This window comes from Neobacillus rhizophilus (assembly GCF_018343535.1).
GTDB lineage: Bacteria > Bacillota > Bacilli > Bacillales > Cytobacillaceae > Neobacillus > Neobacillus rhizophilus.
Genome location: NZ_JAGYPF010000003.1, coordinates 833,198 through 851,656, shown reverse-complemented (window position 1 = coordinate 851,656; position 18,459 = coordinate 833,198). Strand labels below are relative to the sequence as shown.

The window sequence follows — 18,459 nt, the reverse complement described above, 5'->3', positions numbered from 1 at the left end:
GAAGGTGACAAACAGGTTGAAATGTTGTTTTTGAAGCAAGTAGGGAGGCAATTATTTTACCATTTTCTATATATCTGATAAATAGACGGAACCGCTTACTTTATCGATAAGCAGCGTAAAACCCCTAGCTTTAGATATGGGGATATAAGCTGTTTTTTTTGTTTTTTTATCAATTAAATCTAGTGAACTCACTATACTTTTTTGTATAATGTGATATTATTTAAATATATATATAGAACATTTGTTCCTGTTCGGAAGGAGGTGTATACGATGTATAGGTCCTATAAAATACAAATTCATCCTGAAAATGAGTTGTTTGAATACTGTGATTCGCTATGTTTTAAGGCGAAAAATTTGTACAACATAACCAATTATTATATTCGTCAGGTTTACACATCAATAAGAAAAGAAATTAGAAATGAAAATCAACTTCAAGTGTTACAGGATATTGAAACCTATTTACCTCAAATGAATGTAATTCGCTTGAAAAGCTATGAAAAAGCAAAAGCCACCCCTATGAAAGTAGACAAAAAAGGCAAAATAATAGAACCAAAGTTGAAACTTTTCGAAATGCCAACCCAAGAGAAATCATTCATTGGATATGCCTTTTTAGAAGCGTTATTTAAGGTTATGAAACAGATTGATTACACCTCGATGCCCTCTCAGTCCAATCAACAAACGATGAAGAAAGTATATGATGATTGGAAAAGCTTTTTTGAAGCCTCTAAGAAATATAAACTCAATCCTGCCAGCTTTTCTGGTAAACCAAAAATTCCAAGATACAAACTGAAGAATGGTCGCACAACGTGTTATTTAACCAACCAAATTACGGAAATAAAAGATGGGAGTATACTAAAATTACCAGGAACTCATCTTCCATTAAACCTTGGAAAGATCGCTTATTCTGAAGGGGAATTTCAACAGGTTCGAATTGTACCGTCCTATGGCCGCTATGTAATAGAGATTGTTTTTAAAGGAGAAGAAGAAAAGGAAATCAAGAGAACGGATAAACAAAAAAATGAATTTGTATTTCCGCCAAGACGGGTAATGGGTATTGATTTGGGCGTGGATAACCTGGCAACTATTATCGATAACACGGGGCTTAAACCTCTGCTTATCAAGGGTACATGGCTAAAATCGATCAATCAATACTATAACAAATTAAGGGCAAATTATATGTGTATTATAAGGAATGGAAAAGGTCCAAAAGAAGGGATATTTACCACTAATCGCTTGATTTCATTGGATCGAAAAAGGAATAATCGGGCCATGGATTTTTTACACAAGGCCAGTGCAAAAGTAGTGGAGATTGCTTCAGAAAGAACGATTGATACTATTATCATAGGAAGAAATGTTGGTTGGAAATCGGAGGTCGCATTGAAAAAGTCTGATAAGCAAACCTTCATCCAAATTCCGTATGCCACGTTCATTGAAATGATACGATACAAGGCTGAACGGAAAGGAATTCAAGTCATCGAACGAGAAGAAAGTTATACCAGCAAGTCTAGCTTTTTGGACAATGATCCGATTCCAACCTTCGGAGATGATAACCATCCACTTTTTAGTGGGTATCGGTGTAGTAGGGCTTTCTACAAGATAAAAGGATCGAAAATTTCCATTCATGCAGATGTAAATGGTGCCTTTAATATTGTTCGCAAACATGTAAAGGATGCATTTGATGGACTTGAAAGAAAGCAGTTCCTTCAATCCCCAAAGAAAATCATCATAATGAAGAATAAACATGCAAAGCTGAAGGCTTAGACCTGATGTATTAGCGGGACTTGTGGTAGCCCACGAAAAGACAATGGGCTTTTAAAGCCTATTCTTTCGAAACCCCTAACTTTAATTATGGGTATACTCATGATAACATCATAAGAGATATTAAAAGAGGAAGTGAACTTAGTGATAAACATAACTATTCCAAAACCAAGTGTTACCATTACCAAACAGAATAATCCTGAGTTAAGTAATATTTATGGGTTTACAGAATTTCATCTTATCCCTAGAGATAAGGGTGGTATTTTTATGTTCTATAACAATAAACAAGAACTATTATTCGTTGGTAAAGCAAGGAAGTTGAGACCAAGAATTAAAAAGCATTTTGAGGATACTGTATCTCCAATCAAAATGCATAGAGATGAAGTCACTAAAATTGAAGTTTGTGTGATTGAAGACCCTGTCCATAGAGAAATATACGAAACGTATATTACTAATGAACTCAAGTCGAAGTACAATATAGACAAGGTGTTTTTTAGGTAAAACTTTATCAAGAGAGGCGATAGGTGCGGTTAAATAAGAGCATGCCTATTGCCTTTTATTATTTATAGAGAGAAGGATGTGGACTATTGGATTGTAAACACGAAAAACTAACGACCTATATATATACTTACGCCTGTTACGAGGATGAACGTTCATTGTGTGCTTTGGAAATGCGCTCATTATTTGGGAAGGAGTCACAAACAAACATCTTAGAAAGCCACGTGAAAATTGACCCAAGTCGGAGTCCGTTTATTAAGGAAAGACTTGCTGTCATTTATGAGGGGCAAAGTCTTCAAAATCTCATCGAACAAGTAGCGGCCCTACAAGTAACTGGGGAAAAGTTTAAAGTGTATTATGTAAAAAATGGTGGACATGTAAAAAATGAAGAGAAGGGCATTGAATACCGACGGGCCATTGAGAAGGAAATCGGATTACATATTAATGGTGAGGCTGATATTCATCATCCGAAGAGATTATTTGGCGTTATGAATATAAACGGAAGATGGGTATTCGGTGATTATATGAAAAGTGAGTCTGTATGGTTTCGGCATCAACAGAAACCGCATAGTTATTCCACCGCGCTTAACACACGAGTGGCAAGAGCGATCGTGAATATTGCCATTCCAGTTCCAAGTGGAATAAAGGCCATTGACCCTTGCTGTGGGATTGGGACCGTACTGGTAGAGGCCCTATCTATGGGGATTGATATAGTTGGGAGCGATAGAAATCCTCTTATTCTTGGCGGCGCTAGAGAAAATATAGCACATTTTGGGCTTTCTGGAGAAGTGAAATTGGCAGATATCCGCAATATCACAAATCAATATGATGTAGCGATTATCGATTTACCCTACAATTTGTGTTCTGTCATATCGCCTGAAGAGCAACTCGAGATACTCCAATGTGCACGCAGGATTGCTAAGAAAGTCGTAGTAGTTACAGTTGAAATAATCGATGAAATCCTCATAAATGCGGGATTTTACATGATTGACCGCGCTGTAGTTAAAAAAGGGTCATTTACTCGTGAAGTAATTGTCTGTAAATAAGTCTTTAATAATTTAAAAAATAAAACCCCATTTAGATACATCACGGTGAACCCTACCATAAGAAATGAAATGAGTGCCTGTCACCGCCCTCAATTTGTCGAAAACTTTGCGGGGAGTGACAGACACTGTTGAAAATTACTCATTAGATAAATCTGAGTGAGGTGTAAGAATTTGAATATGATGTTCACTATATTCCTTTTCTATAATTGAAGGAAGGGCACTGTCTGTTACGATTAAATCAATATTTTCTAATGGACAAATATTAATATAAGCATTAGTTTCGAATTTTGACGAATCAGCCACGACAACTTTATATTTTGAACGTGACAGAATGGACTGAATCACCCCAACTTCATGGATTCTAAAATCTGTTAAACCATGTTCAAATGATAAGGCATTAACCGTAATAAAGGCGATATCAATATTAAAATTAGAGAGAATATCCTCACACTGTTTTCCATATAACGTGGATTCTTCTGGATTATAAAAACCACCTGATAGAATAATGTTAAAATGTTTATTCTTTCCAAGAATACTTACAATTCTCAAATCATTGGTGATAATGGTTAATCTTTCGAATTTGTCTGCCAAGACTTTTGCGAGTTCAATGGTAGTGGTACCACCGTTTAAAGCGATAGCTTGCCCCTCTTCAATTAATTCAACTGCTACTAAGGCAAGTTGTTTTTTTTTCTCTAAATGTTTAACTTCTCTTTCGTTAAAAAGTTTATTAAGTGCAGTATCCTCTTTTTGTTTTAAGATCGCTCCTCCGTGAACCCGTTTTACAATACCCTTTTTCTCCAAGACCTCTAAATCTCTTCTAATTGTATCGATGGAGACATCTAATAATGAAGCTAGTTCTGCAGCCTTTACAGCTTTTTGCCGCTTTAAGAAGGTTTCAATTTCATGATGTCTTTGTTCTTGTAACAAAATACCGCCCTCCAATCACATGATAAAAGTCTATAAGTAAATAATATACTAATGATTATACCCTTAAATAAAGAAAAATGCGGCAATATTACGCAAAAAATAGACTTAATTCATATAAAATTATGTGAACAACACGTAAAATATGTTGAAATTGTGTAATGAAACTGTAAAACCTATTGTAAAACGGCATAAAACGGATTAATCTTGCATTGTAAGGTACATGAAACAATCTGACTACAGAAGAAAAGAGCTCGATAGAAAGGACATGAACAATGGGTAGTTACTATAATCCGGTAAAAATCAAAATAGATTCTCTAGAGGTAATTGAGAATGTATTGAATAATTTAGGTTTTCAACCAAACAAGGTTTTACTTTTAACTCGAGGAGGTGATTTTTCAAAATCACAAGCTGGACAAAACTTGGAAAAATATCTTGCAAGATATGAATTCAAACAGCTTGATGTACAAATATCCAATCCTGATGTCGAGGACTTATTTCGATATACACAACTGATTAAAGAGTTTGATTACGAATGTATAGTAGGCATTGGGGGGGGGAGCGTTCTTGATCTTGCTAAATCCTTAGCTGCTTTAAAGAAGATGGAAGTAGATTCTATTTCTAGTTTACGAACTGTGATTAAAGAAAAACTTTATGCAGAAAATCCAAACATAGTTCCGTGGGTTGCCGTACCTACTACATCTGGAACTGGTTCTGAGGTGACTTGTTGGGCAACGATTTGGGACAATGCGAACGGAGTAAAATTGTCCATTGACTCTGAAAACTTATATTCCCATATAGCAATCATTGATCCGGCACTAACGGCTTCATTACCAATGAGTCTTACCGCCTCAACCGCTTTGGATGCCTTGTGTCATGCCACGGAAGCTTACTGGTCAAAAAACTCAAATGAAATTTCAAGGGTTTATTCATTAGAAGCAATCAGTCGTATTGTTCATAACTTTGAAGCTGTATTAACACACCCACAAGAAGTGTCACTAAGAAAAGAATTGGCTTTGGGCAGCTTGTATGCAGGATTGGCATTCAGCAATACAAGAACGACCGCATGTCATTCCATTTCATATCCTCTCACGTTGGAACTTGGAATGGTGCACGGCATTGCAGCTAGTATCACTTTGGCTAAAGTAATGGAATTAAATTTTGCTTCAATTTTGAAGAGTGATAAATTACTAAAAGCATTTGGAGCGAGAAGCTGTCAGGAAATACAAGAGCAAATCGATTACTTCTTTAAATTAGCTGGTTTTTCAAGCAGATTAAGAGATTATCATGCGAATGAAGAGATAATTGAGAAAATCGCAGGAAATGCTTTTACTAAAGGACGAATGGACAACAACCCGGTTGAAATGACCAAAGATGATGTCAAACAAATTTTAATGTCAATTTATTAATAAGGGGATAAGAACATGAAAACAAAATTATTGCTACCTGTAATTTTACTATTTTCTATTTTCTTAACGGCATGCAGCGGAGGTAATACCAATAATGCCAGCGGTAATAATGGCAGTAAGGCCAAAACAGACGATGTGATTAAAATGGTTTGGTATCCGAACGAATCCGGGGAAAATTTAAAAGCATCTCGTGATGAAATTGGACGCTTGATTTCAGAAGCAACTGGTAAAAAAGTAGAGCATCAATTAACAACCGATTATGCAATTGCCATTGAAACTTTGGTAAATAATAAAGCTGATCTTGCCTTCACGGGTGCGCAAAGTTATGTGGAAGCGAATAAACGTAATAAAGCAGTTCAACCAATTGCGGTAAAAACAGGAGAATCAGGCACTTTAGATGATGCTAAATATCACAGCTGGTTAGCTGTTAATGTAGACAAGCAGGATAAGTTTAAAGAGAACGGAAAATTTTCACTGGATACATTAGCGAATACAAAATTCTCTTTTGTGTCAAACAGCTCAACTTCTGGATTTAAAGTACCATCCCAAAATATTATTGCCCATTTTTCAAAACAACAAAAGTATGCAAATTTAACACAAGAAGATTTAATGCAAGGCGGTCCACTTTTCTCACAAGTATTATTTGGAAACTCTCACCAAGGTTCTGCCGTTAATTTATTATCAGGTAAGGCAGATGTTGCAGCATTCTGTGATACATGTGTAAAAGATTATGTAGAGGTTTCAAAAGGTGAGGCAAATAAAGTAGGTTCTGTTTATCGTGTGAAAGATGGAGCGGCTGAACCATTTAACACGGTTGTAGACAAAGAATTTACTTTGATGAGCGTAACACCGGTATTAAATGAACCATTTGTTGCGAACAAGGATTCACTTGGCCAGGAGGACTTTGATAAAATCCAAGCTCTCTTCACTTCTGATGATTTTGCAAACAATGAAAAAATCTTTGCCCCTGAAGGTTCAGGAAAGACTGCTCTTTACGCTAAAAAAGGTAAGGAAAGACTTGTTGCTGTTGAAGACAAATGGTACGATCCCATCCGCGAACTTTCAAAATAATTTTCTTTTTTAAAGAAGAAAGTAAACTGCAGGAGAGTGTTGAACAGCACTCTCTTACAATGAAGCTTATAAAAAGGAGTCAATTCAAATGGCATTATTAAAGGTTGAAGGACTTGGAAAATCATATACCTCTGACAAGAAAATTTTGAAGAATATCAATCTTGAAATAAATCCTGGTGAATTTGTATCCATTATTGGTCCGTCGGGGGCAGGTAAATCAACTTTTTTACGCTGTATCAATCGAATGGTTGAATTTAATGAAGGCAAGATTACGTTTAATCAACAAGATGTTGGCAGTTTAAATAAAAGAGAGCTGCGTAGAATGCGAACCAACATTGGAATGGTATTTCAACATTATAATTTGGTTCCCCGTTTGACAGTGATAGAAAATGTCCTGCATGGCAGGTTTGGCTATAAAACAACGATGCAGGGGATTTTAGGCAGATATACAGAGGAAGAAAAAGAACGCGCCTTTGAACTGCTTGAGAAATTGGGAATTCAAGAGCATGCCTATAAACGCTGTGACCAGTTAAGCGGCGGCCAACAGCAGCGTGTCGGAATCTGTCGAGCACTTATTCAAGAACCGAAATTAGTTCTTTGTGATGAGCCGATTGCTTCACTTGATCCAAATTCCTCCAAGATTATTATGGATCATTTAAAAGCCATTACAACTGAGCTCGGAATCACTTGTTTAGTTAATCTACATCAAGTTGATGTGGCGCAAAATTATTCGGATCGTATCATTGGTCTGAATCAAGGCGAAATTGTCTTTGAAGGTGCAAGCCATCAGCTTTCCGAAGAACAAATTCACAAGATTTATGGGACGAAAACGAAGGAACTAATTATAGCCTAAGGAGAAATGACAGTGAACGAAAAAGCGATGCGTAAAAACAGATGGCAGTCAGTCATTTTTCTGCTCATCATCATCGTTCTTACCTACTGGTCCTCATTTATCACACAATTTAATTTTTGGGATGGACTAGTGACCATTCCTGAAGCAACAGGCTGGATGTTATCAAACCTTTCGATTACTCAAGATTCATTGGAAAGATTGCCTAAGATTATGGAAACATTGGTAGAAACGATTTTTATGTCCATTGCTGCAACAACGTTAGCAGCAGCTGTTTCTCTCTTTTTAGGGTTATTTGGATCTAATACCACTAAGGTTAACAGCTTTTTAAGTGTGTTTGCCCGGTTTGTTGCTTCTGTTTCAAGAAATATTCCCGTGGTTGCCTGGTCATTGATCCTACTCATATCTTTTGGACAAAATTCAGTAACTGGTTTTTTAGCGCTGTTTGTAGGGACGGTAGGATTTTTAACGAGGGCATTCATGGAGAGCATGGATGAGGTTGGCCAAAGTTCTGTTGAAGCACTAACGGCAACAGGAGCGACCTATTTCCAAATTGTAAGCAAGGCCGTTATTCCTCAATGTCTGCCGCAGATGCTGAGCTGGATCTTGTTTATGATCGAAACGAATATTCGAAGTGCTACTTTGGTTGGCATATTAACGGGGACAGGAATCGGTTATACCTTTGATATGTACTACAAAACCTTGAATTATAATGCTGTCGGACTCGTTACCTTATGTATTGTCATTGCCGTTATTCTGGTTGACCTGATTTCAAATTATATTCGGAAGGTGATTCTATAATGGAAGCGGTGCAGATCAGGAGAAAAAAAGACGGCAGAATTAATATTAAGGTGGGGAACAAAGTCGATCAGGTCGTAACCTGGACTTTGATCATCCTGAGTATTTTGACCATCGTTGCTTTTGCATTTTTTAACTATGCAGGGCTCGAAATCAAATCAGCCATGACGGAAACAGCCTATAACTTGAAAGTGATGTTTCTGCAGCCGGCAATCAGCCATTTCAGTATGGAAGAAGCCATCTATCAAATGGTTATAACTCTTGGTTTAGCCTTCCTTGCAACAGTGATTGGCGCTGTCATTGCCTTCTTCCTCTCATTGATGGCGGCCGCAAACTTATCAAATAAATGGACAGTAAGAATAGTCCGTGTATTTGTCGCCATTATCCGGGCTGTTCCAACGGTCTTATGGGTGTTAATTTTTGCGATTGCAGCCGGATTAGGAAGCGAAGCAGCTATTTTGGGAATGTTATTTCATTCCGTTGCCTATTTAGTCAAAGCCTTCTCTGAGGCATTTGAAGAAGTTGATAAAGGAATCATTGAAGCCTTGCAAGCAACAGGAGCTAATTGGTGGCATATTGTGACAAGAGGTGTAATGCCGTCGACTTTTACTTACTTATTGTCATGGGTTTTCTTGCGATTTGAAATCAACTTCGGCGTTGCTGTCGCAATGGGAGCTGCAGCAGGAGCAGGTGGTATCGGGTTTGAACTTTTTATGGCCTCCGGTTTCTATTTCGATCTGAAGGAAGTTGGATTTATTACCTATGGAATTTTAATTATTGCTATTGTATTAGAAGTGATTTCAACTCGTTTGAAAAAGCGTTATTTTCCTGCAAATTCTAATTAACATAGGAAACTCTGGATTGATGGATAGTTCCTCACTAAATATAGAAAAGGAGATTCTATGTTTAGCAGGAATTTCTCAGATTTTTTCCTCTAAAAAATTATGGTTCTTAAGGAGGCATGTGAACATGGTTCACTATAAATTGTTAACACCCGGACCTTTGACGACGTCAGCCACAGTAAAAGAAGAGATGCTTTTTGACCGCTGTACATGGGACAATGAATATAAAGAGATTACGCAAAAAATAAGAACAAAGCTGCTTGAATTAGCTGAGACCTCTAAAGATGACTATACAACTGTTCTGATGCAGGGAAGCGGCTCGTTTGCGGTTGAATCCGTGATGACGTCTGCCATTTCCAATCAAGATAAGCTACTCATTATTTCGAACGGCGCATATGGGGAGAGAATGGTTAAAACGGCTCGATATATCGGGCTAAACTATCGGGTATACGATGTTGCTTACAACGAACAGCCAAAAGTGGAAGAAATCACAGAAATTTTAAAGGTAGATCAGGATATTACCCATATCATGATGGTTCATTGTGAAACAACAACAGGAATTTTAAATCCTATTGAAATGATGGCAAAACTTTCGAGCGAATTTGGGAAAACGTTCATTGTTGATGCGATGAGCAGTTTTGGCGGATTGGAAATTAATATATCAGAACTTGGCATTGATTTTTTAATCAGCAGCGCCAATAAATGTATCCAAGGAGTTCCTGGATTTGCGTTTGTCATTGCCAAAAAAGAGAAACTAGTAACTTGTAAAGGAAATTCACGCAGTTTATCTTTAGATTTGTATGATCAATGGAAAGAAATGGACAAGGATGGAAAATGGCGTTTTACCTCGCCGACACATGTGGTAGCTGCATTTGCCCGAGCGATTGATGAACTCGAAGAAGAGGGAGGAGTACCCGCAAGATTTACCCGATATCAGCAGAATAATAGGATTTTAAGAGAGAGAATGGAACGATTGGGGTTTAAGACATATCTTTCGGAAGAAAAGCAATCTCCTATTATTACAGCTTTTCTATTTCCAAATGAACGCTTTAACTTTGCCGAATTTTATTCATTTGTGAAAGAAAGAGGGTATGTGCTCTACCCTGGTAAATTAACAGACGAGAACACTTTCCGAATTGGAAACATTGGTGAAATCTATCAAGAAGATATCGAAGAATTATGCGGAATTATTGAAGAATATATGGGGGTGGTGACAAAATGAATAGAGTAGAAGGAGTTATTCTTGATTGGGCTGGGACAGCAGTTGATTTTGGCTGCTTTGCACCAGTAAATGTATTTATTGATATTTTTAAAAATGCGGGCATTGAAGTGACGATGGAAGAAGCGCGAGTGCCAATGGGGATGTTGAAAATTGACCATATTCGCGCGATGCTGTCGATGCCTAGACTAGCTGCATTATGGGAAGGAAAATTTGGAAGAGTCTTTAATGAACAAGATGTCGAGACCTTGTATGCTGAATTTGAACCTGCACTGCTTGTCTCATTATCAGAGTATACAGATCCAATTCCTGGGGTGATTGAGACTGTCCAAGAAATAAGAAACCAAGGGTTGAAAATTGGTTCGACAACAGGATATACCCAAACGATGATGGATGTTGTTGTTCCTAATGCAATGAAAAAAGGCTATTGTCCGGATTTTTACATCACGCCTGATGGAACGAATTCGCTTGGAAGACCGTATCCTTATATGATTTATCGAAACATGGAAGTATTAAAATTATCAGCTTCATGGAAGGTAGTAAAAGTAGGTGATACGACCTCAGATATCAAAGAGGCGATTAATGCTGGTGTTTGGTCAGTAGGTGTCATCATTGGCAGTTCGGAAATGGGACTAAGCTTAGCAGAATTTAATGCCCTTTCTGAAGCGGATCAAGAGAAAGCCATTGCTAAAACGGAACAGTCCTTTTTACGAAATGGAGCAGATTTTACGATTCAAACGATGAGTGAACTGCCACAAATAATTGAAAGAATCAATCATCTTATTTCAGAGGGTAAGAGACCTTCTGCAAGATAAGTTTTCGCTGGTATATTTGTTACGGTGAACCGTATCAAAGTAAATGAGAAGCGAAAGGTTGCCCATGTGAGGACAACCTATTTTTTTATCTTTCATTTCCTAGAGCAACCGTTTATTTTTTGAAAAAGGTTATCCGAGCCGTGATAGACTTGATTTACGGGTGCCCGCAAGATATAGGAAAAGGGCCGTAAGAATGACGGTCGTAATAAGCGGGATTAAGAATGGTCCCTCTATTTTCCCTGCTGTAAATAGGGAAGCAGCGGCATTTGTCAGCTGGGCTGGGCTCCATTCCATCCATTTCTTGAGAAGCGGTGTTAAAAGTGTTAAAAGAATACTCAATAACAGTGTAAATGCTGCTACAAGCCCGCTGCTTTTCAAAAAGCTGCTAAGAAAAACAGTGAATGTTATTAAAAACAAGATCCATATGAAATAGAGACTGATTCCCTTAACGATATCCATAAAAGGGAAGTCACCAATTAATAGTATTGTATAATACCATGAAGCTAGCATGCCAAGGAAGATGGCTCCGCCGCTAAGCAGTACCGCGCTCATCCATTTAGCGGTGATATAAGACGAATAGCCGACAGGTTTTACCAGGATCGCTTTCATCATCCCGCTTCTCTGTTCAGAGGAAACAATGCCCATAAAAGCAAGAACAAGAACGAGAATCCCCATCTGGTTAAACTGCCCTAAAGTTTGTGCAAGGACCTCTCCGCTAGAAGGTATGGGAATTTTGATGACGGCCCCTTTCGGCAGGTTACTTGCATTTTTCAAGATTTCCGGCATATAGTAGCTTGTTACCGGCTGCAGGAGTCCAAACAACACAAAAACGAGTGGAATCCAGATCACTTTATAATTGCGGCTCATCTCTAGCCATTCTTTTCGAAAAAGAACGAACCACTTCTTCATTTTCCCACCACCTTCATGAACAGATCCTCAAGGCTGGTTTGCCCCACTGTGAATCTCGAGATTGGCAGCTGCCTTTCGGCTATTTCAACTAATAGCTGGTTTCTTGCCACTTCGGCATTTTTAACATAAATTTTAATAGTATCATTATTTGCGATCACTTTAGAGACCACATTCCAGTTCTCGATGCTTCGGACCCATTCATCCAGATTTCCATCCGCTGAAATGATAATGACATCCTCCTGATGCCTTCGGCGCAGTTCTGAAAGAGAACCCGTGATGGCTAGCTCACCTTTATGAATCATAATGACATCATCACAAACCTCCTCAGCATCATGAAGGATATGTGTCGAAAACAGAATCGTCGTTGTTTCTTTCAGCATTTTCATCAATTCAAGCATTTCCCTGCGTCCGACCGGGTCAAGTGCTGAAACCGGTTCATCCAGCATTAGCAATTTTGGCTCATGAATCAGTGCCTGTGCAATTCCAAGACGCTGCTTCATCCCCCCTGAATACCCCCCGATCTTGCGCTTTCTAGCATCGGCAATTCCTAATAGTTCAAGTAACTCATCAGCACGCATCGAGGCCTTGGCCTTAGACAGTCCGGAAAGTTCACCCATAAACACGAGGTACTCCATTGCATTCATCCAAGGGAAAAAAACAGGCTGCTGTGGCAGGTAGCCGATAGATTCCCGATAATCCCCTTTTTCAACACCTAAAAACGAGACCGATCCGTTTGTTGGTTTTTGCAGGCTTGCGAGCATTTCCAGTGTTGTGGTCTTTCCTGCGCCATTTGGGCCGAGCAGCGCCACGCAGTGTCCTTCCTCAATTGAAAAAGACAAGTTGTTAACGGCCACATGCTTTCCAAATGACTTAGTTAATGAACTTACTTCCATCAGCTTCATCTTTCTCACACCTTTTTAGGAGCATAGTTTATGCGTGCTTTTTTCCTATGACAAAATACAAAATGGGACCAAGAATATTGATAAAAAGAATGATAAGTACCCACATCCATTTTGGTCCATTCGTCTTCTCTGTTTTAAAGAGATCGACCAACGCAATAATCATTAAGATCACTTGAATGGCAATGATTGGAGCAACCAAGGCCCAGTTTATTTGTGAGATCATTTTCTTTGCCTCCTTACTAACTTCCTTTTTTACACCACAAAATAGGGGTGAGAGTTTCATTTATTGAAAAAGAACGGAAGAATGCAAATCAAAACAATTGGAAGAATGATAATTAAATATCCGATCGGATTAGCGAAATTTAATGTATAGCCAATGCCAAAACGTTTCTCTACAAATACAGAAGGATCGTTGCGGTTATAATAGAATAACCCGCCTTTCCAATATTTATCTTCATCCATCGCTTCAACATTATTAGTGTTTTCCATTATTGGCTTTCCTTCAAAGTCTGAGTCCACGCTGCCAACTTTCACTGCTAACCAAATTGTCCCTGCCAGGGTGATGACCATGAAACCTAAAGGTAAAATCATCATAAAGGTTTCATTCACTACGTTTTCATAGATAAGATTTAGCTGTAAAATGGCAAATAGCAGAGAGAGTAATATATTAACAACAAATAAGAACCAGCTTGTGTATTTACGAAGACGAAGCTGACGTAATTTTGATGACGTAACATTACCGGGATTGATTTTAATGCCGGATTTCTTTGTAAAAAGGTTTATGGCAAAGAACATAAGTTGCATAATGATTAAAATGATGGGCAGGCCAAGCGCAGTCATCCAGCTTTTATTACTAAACGCATCTGCTTGACCAGTAGGTCCCCAATGTGTTGGAATTTGGCTAGGCAAACGGTCATATACATTTACGGTTAAAATGACCAAACCAGCTGAAATGATGATGGGCATGAGATGAGCAAAGGGGGCCAGCATCTCATCCTTTGAACGAGTTGCCAGGTCAGCATAATAAACCTGTTTCACATCCCGGTACCAATTTTGGGACTTTTTTAATTTTGATAATGTAAAGTGAAAATATAAATATAATGCTAAACCAACAAGCAGCACAATAAATGGGATCATCATACCTGCCAGAGCCAGCTGCGTCTCATTCACGTTCTGTCCCTGATTCCAAAAGAAAAATCCCCCCAAAACAATGAGTGCCATAATCGAAGTAATAATGGTATAGATCTTCTTGTACTTCATCACTTTAGGATTCTTTATTTGCTCATTAGGGATTGAAACCCCAAAAACAACTGTCCGTTTTGCGAAAAATGGAATAAAAATTTGAAACACACTTACGAAAATGATGGTGATAAATAATATCGCAAATTCCATTTGATTACACCTCCTTCACTATTAAAATAATCTCTGAAATTAACTGATGGAGATCTTCTTCCTTCATGCCATGAACGAGCGCTTCAGCTACGGCGGGTCTTAACTCCTCAGTAATGTCCTCACGCTGTTTTTTTGAAGGTCCTTTTTCTGTATCTGCAATAATGACCGCTCCTTTTTTTGGAACGATTTCAATGATTCCCTTGGCCTCGAGTTCGTGATAGCTTTTATTGACTGTGTGCATGTTAATGCCTAAATCACCAGCTAACCCACGAACAGAAGGTAATGTATCACCCTTCGATAAATTTCCACGTACAATAGATTCAATTATTTGAGTTCGAAGCTGCATATATAACGGAATATTGGATTCGGGATCTAGGATCACCATTCAAACATCTCCATCCTTGTTTGTTCTATACTTAGTATAACAGACCTGTTCTATATTTACTATAACAATCGCATCCTGACAAAAGAATTGTTTCTCAGGAATAAACACGCTCGTATCATAAGTAAATGAGATTACCTGATAAAAAGAAGGGCCTATTCAAGATAACTAATTCTTGCATAGGCTCTTTTTTCAGGAAGTAAATTCTGAGCTGAACTATAGGATGAAATTATTTACCGCCATCGGAACTTTCCTTAAAAGTTGATTTGTAGTCACTCGAATAGGACCTTTTTTAGCTAAATCTAAAATTATGACGGAAGTAACATAGAATGGGGATATTCGGCAAAAATGTATATGATACGGTTAATTAATTAGATGAGGTGACTGCATGAATCCCTACGTCGAGGTCAGAAGGGTCTCTAAGATTTTTGGCAATAATCCAAAGGCTGCAATCGACTTATTGAAACAAGGAAAGACCAAGAAGGAAATTTTGAAAGCCACCGGACAGACCCTTGGGGTAAAAAATGTTTCCTTTGAAATTTACCCTGGTGAGATTTTTGTCATTATGGGTTTATCTGGAAGCGGAAAATCCACGTTAATCCGTATGTTTAACCGCCTGATAAAGCCAACAATCGGAGAAATCCTGATTGAAAATGAAGATATCGTGAAGATGAGTGATGCACGCTTAAGGGAGGTCAGGCAGAAAAAGATTAGTATGGTGTTTCAGAATTTTGCCTTATTTCCTCATAAAACGATAGTGGAAAATACGGAATATGGGCTGGAGATTCAGAAGGTCCCCGCTGAACAGCGAAGGAAAAGGGCACTTAGTGCATTGGAGATTGTCGGGTTAAAAGGTTACGAAAATCAGCTGCCAAAACAATTAAGCGGGGGAATGCAACAACGGGTGGGACTAGCTAGGGCACTTGCCAGTGACACAGATGTAATCTTGATGGACGAGGCATTCAGTGCGCTCGACCCGTTAATTCGGAAAGATATGCAGGATGAATTGTTGGAGATCCAAGAGAAATACAAGAAAACGATCATCTTTATTACCCATGATTTGGATGAAGCATTGCGAATCGGTGATCGGATTGCGTTGATGAAGGATGGCAGTATCATTCAGCTGGGAACACCCGAGCAAATTTTAATGAATCCTGCGAATGAATTTGTCGAGAAATTCGTGGAAGATGTAGATTTATCAAAAATATTAACGGCATCCCATGTAATGAAACCAGCAGAAAGAATTGGTATAGACCGGGGGCCGCGGGTGGCATTGGAAATCATGCGGAAGCAGGGATATTCCAGTATATTTGTTGTTGGACGCAATCGGAAATTATTGGGTGCCATCACCGCTGAAGAGGCACGACAGGCCATTGATCAGAATCAATCAATTGCAGATGTTATGACAACGGATATTCCAACCGTTTCCGGAGATACCATACTCGCTGAACTAATGGATGTGATTGCGACATCGAGTCTGCCAATCTCTGTTATCGATGAAGAGAACCGACTTAAAGGTGTGGTCGTTCGCGGTGCCGTCATCGGTGCGTTGGCAGGAATTAAAGATTCCTTGAACGATTTGGAGAGTGAATGAGATGAATGTGCCAAAAATCCCTTTAGGAGATTGGGTAGACGTTCTGGTCAAGTGGGTCACCGTTGCATTTGCCGGATTTTTCACCTTTTTAACTACCGTCATCGAGGGCCTGCTAAATATCGTAGTGGATGTATTAAGTGCTGGTCCGCCTATCGTTTTAATCATCGTCTTAACTCTGTTGGTTATTTATACAAGCAGATGGCCGTTAGGAATTTTTGCGCTTGTCAGCTTGCTCTTGATTGATAATCTCGGCTATTGGGATTCCAGCATTCAAACCATAGCTATTGTGTTATTATCAGGATTATTTACCATCATCATTGGGATCCCTGTTGGAATCTGGTGTGCCCAAAGAAAAACAGTGCATCGAATTGTAACGCCGACTTTAGATTTTATGCAAACCATGCCGGCATTTGTCTATTTAATTCCTTCGATATTGTTTTTTGGTATTGGAGTGGTGCCAGGAATTATTGCCTCGATTATTTTTGCCATTGCGCCAACAATCCGAATGACCAATCTGGGCATTAAGGAAGTTCCAAAGGATTTAATTGAAGCAGCGGATGCCTTTGGTTCCAGTAGCAGCCAAAAATTATTCAAGGTTCAATTACCGATTGCTACGCCAACAATTATGGCCGGGGTCAATCAAAGCATTATGCTAGCTTTATCAATGGTTGTGACAGCTTCCCTTGTAGGGGCGCCGGGGCTGGGCGCAGATGTTTACCGGGCTGTTAGCCAAATTGACGTGGGAAAGGGTTTTGAAGCAGGATTATCCATCGTGTTCATCGCCGTTATACTCGACCGGATTAGCCAAAACTTGCGGAAACCGGCCTATGAAAAGGTAATTAAGAAAAAAGTCGTCTTTTCCATTTTAGCTGTACTGGTCATTCTGACAGCGATCGTGACTGGAGTCACAAAAGAAACAGCTGTGAAAAAGGGTGGGAATCGTATTGGAACCCAAACTGATTATAAAATAATTGGGATTGAACCTGGTGCAGGAATTATGGCCCAATCGAATAAAGCGATCAAAGATTATCAGCTGGATCAATGGCAGCTGCAAGAAGGGTCATCGGCTGCTATGGCTGCCGAATTAAAGAAGGCCTATAATCAGAAAAAACCAATTATTGTCACCGGATGGTCACCGCATTGGATGTTTTCCACTTATGACTTAAAATTTCTCGAGGATCCGAAGAAATCTTTTGGTGCGGTTGAGGATATTCATACGATTGTAAGAAAAGGCCTTGAACAGGATGCGCCGGGCGCGTATACCATCCTTGATCAATTTTCCTGGGAGCCTGCAGATATAGAAAAAGTGATGGTGGATATTAAAGACGGAACGGATCCAGAGAAAGCAGCCAAAAAATGGACGGATGCCAACAAGGATAAAGTGGGGCAATGGACAAATGGTGCCAAAGCAGGTAATGGGGAGACGATTAATCTTGTCTATGTGGCTTGGGATACAGAAATTGCCAGTACCAATGTCATCGCCAAGGTGCTAGAGCAGAATGGATTCCATGTGAAATTGAGTCAAGTGGAAGTCGGCCCGATGTTTGCTGGTGTGGCCAACAAAAGCGCCGACGGTATGGTTTCGGCCTGGCTGCCGAGCACCCACGCGGAATATTATAAGCAATATAAAAATGACTTCATTGACCTTGGAAGCAACCTTCATGGCACGAAGAATGGACTGGTTGTACCAAAGTATATGGATATTAATTCGATAGAAGATTTGAAGTAGAAACTGGGATTACAAACTGTATGACAATTTTTTAATAAGTGCCTGTCACCACCATAATTTGTCGAATTCTACTCGACAAGATTCGGGTGGTGACAGGCACACTCTTTCAGGAGAAATAGTAATGAAGAGAAATTTAGAAAAAGTGGCTATGGATTGTCTTTTAGATATCTAAAAACTTTTTTCTTCACTAATATTCAATTAACTACATGGCTGAGATAGGGCTGTATGCGGAGAACGGAGCTCAACTTTTAATAAAATATGGTTGGATGGAGCAACCACCTTTAGCTGAAGATCGTGAAAGTTTAAGAAATATAAAGTAAG

General features: G+C 38.9%; 18 protein-coding genes. 12 read left to right on the top strand and 6 right to left on the bottom strand.

What is annotated here, in order from left to right; genetic code table 11:
• Nucleotides 1-270 precede the first annotated feature (270 nt).
• The 3 genes from KHA99_RS17640 to KHA99_RS17630 all read left to right on the top strand — a co-directional run bounded on the left by KHA99_RS17640 (nucleotide 271) and on the right by KHA99_RS17630 (nucleotide 3,302).
• Nucleotides 271-1,761 carry an RNA-guided endonuclease InsQ/TnpB family protein gene (locus tag KHA99_RS17640; protein ID WP_213118752.1) on the top strand — a complete coding sequence of 497 codons (1,491 nt, stop codon included), beginning with the start codon at nucleotides 271-273 and terminating at the stop codon, nucleotides 1,759-1,761.
• A 141-nt stretch (nucleotides 1,762-1,902) separates the two neighbouring features.
• Nucleotides 1,903-2,259, top strand: coding sequence for a nucleotide excision repair endonuclease (locus KHA99_RS17635; protein ID WP_213118751.1), 357 nt, complete (start codon nucleotides 1,903-1,905; stop codon nucleotides 2,257-2,259).
• 86 nt (nucleotides 2,260-2,345) lie between these two features.
• On the top strand, nucleotides 2,346-3,302 hold the full coding sequence (locus KHA99_RS17630; protein WP_249366720.1) for a TRM11 family SAM-dependent methyltransferase: 957 nt from the start codon (nucleotides 2,346-2,348) through the stop codon (nucleotides 3,300-3,302).
• A 135-nt stretch (nucleotides 3,303-3,437) separates the two neighbouring features.
• Here the strand turns inward: KHA99_RS17630 and KHA99_RS17625 are convergent, their stop codons facing one another.
• The gene (locus KHA99_RS17625; protein WP_213118750.1) at nucleotides 3,438-4,229 is read right to left on the bottom strand and encodes a DeoR/GlpR family DNA-binding transcription regulator; all 792 of its coding nucleotides are present in this window, start codon (nucleotides 4,227-4,229) and stop codon (nucleotides 3,438-3,440) included.
• Nucleotides 4,230-4,501: 272 nt separating this feature from the next.
• Between KHA99_RS17625 and KHA99_RS17620 the strand changes: the two genes are divergently transcribed.
• The 7 genes from KHA99_RS17620 (at nucleotide 4,502) to phnX (ending at nucleotide 11,230) form a co-directional block, all read left to right on the top strand.
• A complete protein-coding gene (locus KHA99_RS17620) occupies nucleotides 4,502-5,635 on the top strand; it encodes a phosphonoacetaldehyde reductase (protein ID WP_213118749.1) in 1,134 nt (377 codons plus the stop codon).
• A gap of 15 nt (nucleotides 5,636-5,650) precedes the next feature.
• Nucleotides 5,651-6,706 carry a PhnD/SsuA/transferrin family substrate-binding protein gene (locus KHA99_RS17615; RefSeq protein WP_213118748.1) on the top strand — a complete coding sequence of 352 codons (1,056 nt, stop codon included), beginning with the start codon at nucleotides 5,651-5,653 and terminating at the stop codon, nucleotides 6,704-6,706.
• A gap of 88 nt (nucleotides 6,707-6,794) precedes the next feature.
• Entirely contained in the window at nucleotides 6,795-7,559 is a 765-nt protein-coding gene (gene phnC, locus KHA99_RS17610) for a phosphonate ABC transporter ATP-binding protein (protein ID WP_213118747.1), read from the top strand.
• A gap of 12 nt (nucleotides 7,560-7,571) precedes the next feature.
• Nucleotides 7,572-8,357 carry a phosphonate ABC transporter, permease protein PhnE gene (phnE, locus tag KHA99_RS17605; RefSeq protein WP_213118746.1) on the top strand — a complete coding sequence of 262 codons (786 nt, stop codon included), beginning with the start codon at nucleotides 7,572-7,574 and terminating at the stop codon, nucleotides 8,355-8,357.
• Nucleotides 8,357-9,199 (top strand): ABC transporter permease subunit, encoded by an 843-nt coding sequence (locus tag KHA99_RS17600; protein ID WP_213118745.1) that lies wholly within the window; start codon nucleotides 8,357-8,359, stop codon nucleotides 9,197-9,199. The genes phnE and KHA99_RS17600 overlap by 1 nt, the downstream gene beginning before the upstream one ends.
• 124 nt (nucleotides 9,200-9,323) lie before the next feature.
• Nucleotides 9,324-10,418, top strand: a complete 1,095-nt coding sequence (phnW, locus tag KHA99_RS17595) for a 2-aminoethylphosphonate--pyruvate transaminase (RefSeq protein ID WP_213118744.1) — start codon at nucleotides 9,324-9,326, stop codon at nucleotides 10,416-10,418.
• The gene (gene phnX / locus KHA99_RS17590) at nucleotides 10,415-11,230 is read left to right on the top strand and encodes a phosphonoacetaldehyde hydrolase (protein ID WP_213118743.1); all 816 of its coding nucleotides are present in this window, start codon (nucleotides 10,415-10,417) and stop codon (nucleotides 11,228-11,230) included. The genes phnW and phnX overlap by 4 nt, the downstream gene beginning before the upstream one ends.
• A 129-nt stretch (nucleotides 11,231-11,359) precedes the next feature.
• On the opposite strand, the gene KHA99_RS17585 is transcribed toward phnX, so the two are convergent.
• From KHA99_RS17585 to KHA99_RS17565, 5 genes are read right to left on the bottom strand one after another with little or no spacing between them, the layout of a single operon-like run.
• Nucleotides 11,360-12,139 carry an ABC transporter permease gene (locus KHA99_RS17585; protein WP_213118742.1) on the bottom strand — a complete coding sequence of 260 codons (780 nt, stop codon included), beginning with the start codon at nucleotides 12,137-12,139 and terminating at the stop codon, nucleotides 11,360-11,362.
• Nucleotides 12,136-13,041, bottom strand: a complete 906-nt coding sequence (locus KHA99_RS17580; protein WP_213118741.1) for an ABC transporter ATP-binding protein — start codon at nucleotides 13,039-13,041, stop codon at nucleotides 12,136-12,138. The genes KHA99_RS17585 and KHA99_RS17580 overlap by 4 nt, the downstream gene beginning before the upstream one ends.
• Nucleotides 13,042-13,069: 28 nt before the next feature.
• Nucleotides 13,070-13,264, bottom strand: a complete 195-nt coding sequence (locus tag KHA99_RS17575) for a PLD nuclease N-terminal domain-containing protein (RefSeq protein ID WP_213118740.1) — start codon at nucleotides 13,262-13,264, stop codon at nucleotides 13,070-13,072.
• Between the two features lie 56 nt (nucleotides 13,265-13,320).
• Nucleotides 13,321-14,433 (bottom strand): DUF1648 domain-containing protein, encoded by a 1,113-nt coding sequence (locus KHA99_RS17570; RefSeq protein WP_213118739.1) that lies wholly within the window; start codon nucleotides 14,431-14,433, stop codon nucleotides 13,321-13,323.
• 4 nt (nucleotides 14,434-14,437) lie between these two features.
• A complete protein-coding gene (locus KHA99_RS17565) occupies nucleotides 14,438-14,818 on the bottom strand; it encodes a GntR family transcriptional regulator (protein ID WP_213118738.1) in 381 nt (126 codons plus the stop codon).
• A gap of 385 nt (nucleotides 14,819-15,203) precedes the next feature.
• On the opposite strand from KHA99_RS17565, the gene KHA99_RS17560 reads away from it, so the two are divergent.
• Both KHA99_RS17560 and KHA99_RS17555 read left to right on the top strand, forming a co-directional pair.
• Complete coding sequence (locus KHA99_RS17560) at nucleotides 15,204-16,409, top strand: quaternary amine ABC transporter ATP-binding protein (RefSeq protein WP_213118737.1); 1,206 nt, start codon at nucleotides 15,204-15,206, stop codon at nucleotides 16,407-16,409.
• A 1-nt stretch (nucleotide 16,410) separates the two neighbouring features.
• A complete protein-coding gene (locus KHA99_RS17555) occupies nucleotides 16,411-18,138 on the top strand; it encodes a glycine betaine ABC transporter substrate-binding protein (RefSeq protein WP_213118736.1) in 1,728 nt (575 codons plus the stop codon).
• Nucleotides 18,139-18,459: the final 321 nt, after the last annotated feature.

Coding starts and splice junctions, on each gene's coding strand:
- KHA99_RS17640 (WP_213118752.1), top strand. CDS start 271: ATGTATAGGTCCTATAAAATACAAATTCATCCTGAAAATGAGTTGTTT.
- KHA99_RS17620 (WP_213118749.1), top strand. CDS start 4,502: ATGGGTAGTTACTATAATCCGGTAAAAATCAAAATAGATTCTCTAGAG.
- KHA99_RS17615 (WP_213118748.1), top strand. CDS start 5,651: ATGAAAACAAAATTATTGCTACCTGTAATTTTACTATTTTCTATTTTC.
- phnC (WP_213118747.1), top strand. CDS start 6,795: ATGGCATTATTAAAGGTTGAAGGACTTGGAAAATCATATACCTCTGAC.
- KHA99_RS17600 (WP_213118745.1), top strand. CDS start 8,357: ATGGAAGCGGTGCAGATCAGGAGAAAAAAAGACGGCAGAATTAATATT.
- phnW (WP_213118744.1), top strand. CDS start 9,324: ATGGTTCACTATAAATTGTTAACACCCGGACCTTTGACGACGTCAGCC.
- phnX (WP_213118743.1), top strand. CDS start 10,415: ATGAATAGAGTAGAAGGAGTTATTCTTGATTGGGCTGGGACAGCAGTT.
- KHA99_RS17585 (WP_213118742.1), bottom strand. CDS start 12,139: ATGAAGAAGTGGTTCGTTCTTTTTCGAAAAGAATGGCTAGAGATGAGC.
- KHA99_RS17580 (WP_213118741.1), bottom strand. CDS start 13,041: ATGAAGCTGATGGAAGTAAGTTCATTAACTAAGTCATTTGGAAAGCAT.
- KHA99_RS17575 (WP_213118740.1), bottom strand. CDS start 13,264: ATGATCTCACAAATAAACTGGGCCTTGGTTGCTCCAATCATTGCCATT.
- KHA99_RS17570 (WP_213118739.1), bottom strand. CDS start 14,433: ATGGAATTTGCGATATTATTTATCACCATCATTTTCGTAAGTGTGTTT.
- KHA99_RS17565 (WP_213118738.1), bottom strand. CDS start 14,818: ATGGTGATCCTAGATCCCGAATCCAATATTCCGTTATATATGCAGCTT.
- KHA99_RS17560 (WP_213118737.1), top strand. CDS start 15,204: ATGAATCCCTACGTCGAGGTCAGAAGGGTCTCTAAGATTTTTGGCAAT.
- KHA99_RS17555 (WP_213118736.1), top strand. CDS start 16,411: ATGAATGTGCCAAAAATCCCTTTAGGAGATTGGGTAGACGTTCTGGTC.